Origin of the sequence: Paraglaciecola marina, from assembly GCF_004360155.1 — a bacterium.
GTDB classification, from domain to species: domain Bacteria; phylum Pseudomonadota; class Gammaproteobacteria; order Enterobacterales; family Alteromonadaceae; genus Paraglaciecola; species Paraglaciecola marina.
In genome coordinates this window covers 1-4,324 of sequence record NZ_SAIS01000048.1, presented here as the reverse complement: position 1 = coordinate 4,324, position 4,324 = coordinate 1, and the positions used below count along the sequence as shown (strand labels likewise).

The 4,324-nt window shown below is 37.8% G+C and carries 4 protein-coding genes and 1 pseudogene; 3 read left to right on the top strand and 2 right to left on the bottom strand.

Going from position 1 to position 4,324, the window contains the following annotated elements:
• Positions 1-438 (bottom strand): annotated as a pseudogene (locus EOK74_RS20535) (transposase); the annotation flags it as partial.
• A 124-nt stretch (positions 439-562) separates the two neighbouring features.
• Positions 563-1,024, bottom strand: coding sequence for an Lrp/AsnC family transcriptional regulator (locus EOK74_RS20530; protein WP_133471998.1), 462 nt, complete (start codon positions 1,022-1,024; stop codon positions 563-565).
• Between the two features lie 124 nt (positions 1,025-1,148).
• Between EOK74_RS20530 and EOK74_RS20525 the strand changes: the two genes are divergently transcribed.
• From EOK74_RS20525 to EOK74_RS20515, 3 genes are all read left to right on the top strand, one after another.
• Positions 1,149-2,051 (top strand): DMT family transporter, encoded by a 903-nt coding sequence (locus EOK74_RS20525; protein WP_133471997.1) that lies wholly within the window; start codon positions 1,149-1,151, stop codon positions 2,049-2,051.
• A gap of 10 nt (positions 2,052-2,061) precedes the next feature.
• On the top strand, positions 2,062-3,249 hold the full coding sequence (locus EOK74_RS20520; protein ID WP_133471996.1) for an aromatic amino acid transaminase: 1,188 nt from the start codon (positions 2,062-2,064) through the stop codon (positions 3,247-3,249).
• A gap of 536 nt (positions 3,250-3,785) precedes the next feature.
• The gene (locus EOK74_RS20515) at positions 3,786-4,184 is read left to right on the top strand and encodes a hypothetical protein (RefSeq protein WP_133471995.1); all 399 of its coding nucleotides are present in this window, start codon (positions 3,786-3,788) and stop codon (positions 4,182-4,184) included.
• The last annotated feature ends 140 nt before the right edge of the window (positions 4,185-4,324 follow it).

The following is a 4,324-nucleotide window of genomic DNA, read 5'->3' as shown; positions in this document are numbered from 1 at the left end:
GTATTCATTGAGATTACGCATCAGCCAGCTAATGTCGTATAAGCGCTTTCTATAAATGGTTACTGTGTCTTCAAGGCTTAAGCGCTCACTTGAAGATAATGCCTCTCCTTTTACATACTTTGCCGTTAACAGTGTGCCTTTATAGAGCTTATGCCAACGATGAATCACCTCATCCATAGACCAGCTATCTGCCAAGTCTTTATCTACACACAGTACCACATGAGTATGGTTACTCATTACAGCATAGGCACAAACATCAATGGCAAACACAGCGCCTAAAAACAATAACCTATCTTCAACCCAGCCACGTCTATGTTCGTAACTTTGGCCACTTACGCTATCAACCCCACATAAAAACGAACGACGAACACACCGAGACACACAATGATAATAAGGGGTATCAATTAAACTGATTTGAGACTTACGAGGTTGAGGCATAACAGACCATCCTTGGTTGTAATTAGTCCTTAAAGTTTAGAAGAAAGTGGGTGTTTTGCTAATTTTTAGAATGGGTGTCATGATTAGCTCCTCGGTGTCATGATTAGCTCCTCAAAGGGAAACTTTATGATTTCACTCTGGGGTAGACGTAACTTTTTTTCACTACCCCATAAGCAAAGCTGGTATCGATTGCTGAAATTCCTGGGATAGGTTGTAACTTTTTTCGAATAAAATCTTCATAATTACTTAAGCTTTCCACAAGAATTTTCAATAGATAATCATCGCTTCCCGTCATGATGTAGCACTCTAATATATGTTCTTCATCTTGAATTGAATATTCAAAGCTCTTAATTGTTTCTGAACTGTGAGAATTCAACCGTATTCGCACGAATGCTGTAATTGAGAGGCCATAAGCTTCCTCATCAACAAGCGCTGTATATCCTAGAATCACCTTATCTCTTTCAAGTTGCCTAAGACGCCGTAAACACGGTGATGGGGATAAATTTATATTCTCGGAAAGTTCTTGGTTAGTCAGCCTTCCATTTTTTTGAAGTTCGTTGATGAGTTTTCTATCTTTATCGTTCATTATTGATCTTATTTTTGGCAGTATCTATCAAAATCATACGCGAAATATACTTATTATGGCAATAATTCACCCATTATTAAGTGCTACGATAATTATAAATAATTGAACTATCTGAGTATTTACAATGCAAGTAGTAAAGCTAACCGCAAACTGGTCAAACCATAAAAATTTGATTGGCTGGTCGGCATTGATTATCGCGGTGTTAATTTGGGCGTTGTTTGCACTGTCTATTCGAATGATTAGCCTAAGTAATGTTGGTTCTTTTGATGTGGCTTTAGTGAGATTCTCTATTCCAGCTATTTTGCTTATACCTTTCATCAAAGGACGCTTAAAACATATCGCTTCAGCTCCCATAGCTGGCTTAATATTAGTGTCCGTCGGGGGGGGGCTTCCCTTCTTTCTTATCTCTGCTTTAGGAGGGCATTATGCTCCTGCATCTTATGTCGGTTCCTTAATTGCAGGCACGACACCAATTTCTGCGGCTATCGTATCATATGTGCTTTTCAGAAAAAAAATTACAATAAAAAAAAGTCTTGGATTAAGCGTTATTTTATCGGGTGTTTTTATCTTGGTGTTGTCATTAGGAGAAATAACTCTAACAGTTTTGACTGGTATTGGTATTTTATTGTGTGCCAGCTTATGTTGGGGAAGTTACAGTGTCGGTATTAAAAGATTAAATTTGGATCCGTTATCTTGCGTTATGATCGTGACATACCCTTCCATTGTTTTTCTAGCACTACTGATTGGTACAAATACAGTGGACTCAAAGATCTTCGATTATCCACTTGACGAGCTAATGCCATTTATTGTTATGCAAGGCGTAAGTGTGGGCTTCTTTTCGACGTTGTTTTATTCTCAAGCCGTGAGAAATTTAGGGGTGTCAAGATGCGTAACATTTGGCTCGTTAGCACCTGTGTTTGCAACATTTCTAGCGATTCCAATGTTAAATGAAATTCCCACAAATATAACCATATTCGGTGTGTTGATCATATCTTTTGGCGTGGTATTAAGTAATAGAATTAATTGAGGAAAAAGAGATGTTTTCAAAAGTAGAAACCGTTGGCCGTGACTTACTATGGAAGCTCACAGAGGACTACAAAAATGACAGCAGAGATGTAAAGCTGGATTTAATTTTAGGGGTATATAAAGACCAGAACGGCAATACACCAGTTATGAGTTCAGTGAAAAAAGCTGAACTTGATCTAGTTAACAATCAGATGTCAAAAGTTTACCGCCCTTTAACGGGAAACTCGGAGTTTAATAAAGAAATTAAAAAGCTCGTTTTGGGGACAAACAGTCACTATCTACATCAATCTGTAGCGGTTCAAACTGTAGGAGGAACTGGTGCACTAAGAATGTTGGCTGATATGATCTATTGGAGTCGTCCAAACGCGACTGTTTGGGTATCTAAGCCTGGCTATGTCAATCATGAGCCAATCATGCGTGCAGCTGGGTTGAATGTGAAATATTACCCTTGGATTGAAAATAACAATCAGCTTGATTTAGGTGCATTTACCGATGCTATAGGATCAGCTAAAAAAAGAGATATTATTTTAATTCAAGGCTGCTGCCATAATCCAACAGGTATCGATCCAACTCAGTATCAATGGGATGAAATTTCAGAGCTTTTTACTTCATTGAAAGTTATACCATTAATTGATATTGCCTATCAAGGACTAGGAAATGGCATTGATGAAGATGCAAAAGGTCTAAGGACGTTAGTTGATGCACTTGATGTTTGTTTAATCTCAACAAGTTGCTCAAAAAATATGAGTATGTATTGCGATCGCGTAGGTGCCGCCATAATAACAAGTAAAGACAATTCTCAACTCAATAATATTAGCTCAATGATGGAGCAAATAGCCAGAAGAGCCTATTCTATGCCTCCGGAACACGGTGCAGCAGTAGCGTTGAGTTTAATGCAAGAACCTCGTCATTGGCTTGAAGAATTAAATGAGATTAGAAATAGAATTTTACATATAAGGAGTTTAATTAACTTAGAGTTTGAAAAAAAACCATTGTTAAATAATTTCATGTCGATTAAAAACCATAATGGAATGTTTTCGATGCTTCCAATTAGTCAAGAAAACACTCAGAGGTTAAAAATAGAACAGGGCGTTTATTGCACCAATGAAGGACGAATAAACATTTCAGGATTAACTAACTCAGATGTAACAATTTTTGTTAATGCTCTTGAAAATATTTTACTTTCTAGTGAGCATTGATATCATTGTCATGCAGATACTCCATGCTCTTCTCGTTCACCTATTTTACAGAGAACCCCATTGTAACAAATTAAAAAATAATCATTTAAATCAAAGCACTAGAGATAAATAATTGAACAGAGTCACGGTTGAAAAGCAGTGTTACTTGCTTGAACCTTTAGATTAATTATCGTGGATTTCCAAACAAGTATTAGATTTATGAAATGCGTCCATGCATTTCACCAGAGGCCATCCTGCGGATGTTCAAAATGGTTCCATACCATTTTGTGCGTCCGGCTTCCTTCAGACCAAACCTCGCGGTTTAGCCCTTGCCATTCGCTAGTAGTTAACGTTTAATAACGGTAAGTTATATGAACGGTGATCTTCCTACAGAGGACTTTCATCCGGGGCGGCCTCCGCTCATTAGTTCATGCCCATGCTGGGCGTACACAAATTTATTAAACATCATTATGGCAAAAAAAGGCCTTCACTGGACGCGCAAAAAACGCGCGCCGTTTATAAAAAGCGTTATGTTTTACTTTTACATGGAGAGTTATATGAAAAAGCTTAGTTCTATCTTTTTGATTTTGTTTCTAGTTGGCTGCCAATCAACCTCAACAGAAACCAAACCATCATTCGCTACTGATATTATTGAAATTGAGGCAGGCGAACTGTCTAATTTTTGGGTCGCTAGTTCCAGCAAAGTGAAAATGTTGAGAAAACGCCCTAGTTGGCTACCTAAAGGTAAAGGTGAGTGGACAGTCTTAACTGTTATTGATTCTAATGGACAGGTTGTCGAAAGAACTTTAATAAGCTCTTTGCCTGAGGGGTTTATGACACAAAATGAAATCGATGAAATGCCAATAATAGAGTTTGAACCATCAATTTCAAACAATAATAGAATACCGGTTAAATTTTACGGTACAGCTAAAATCGCCCCCAGAAGTGAGCTTTAAAACATAACAAAGCCATTAAAATTCGGACACGTAATAGTTGGCTCGGTTCCGCTTCGCTTCAAATTTTAGCCAACTATTTCTTAGCCGTTTATGGCGGCATTGAGGCTGTAGAAAAAGGTCAGAGATAGAAAATGGCAACG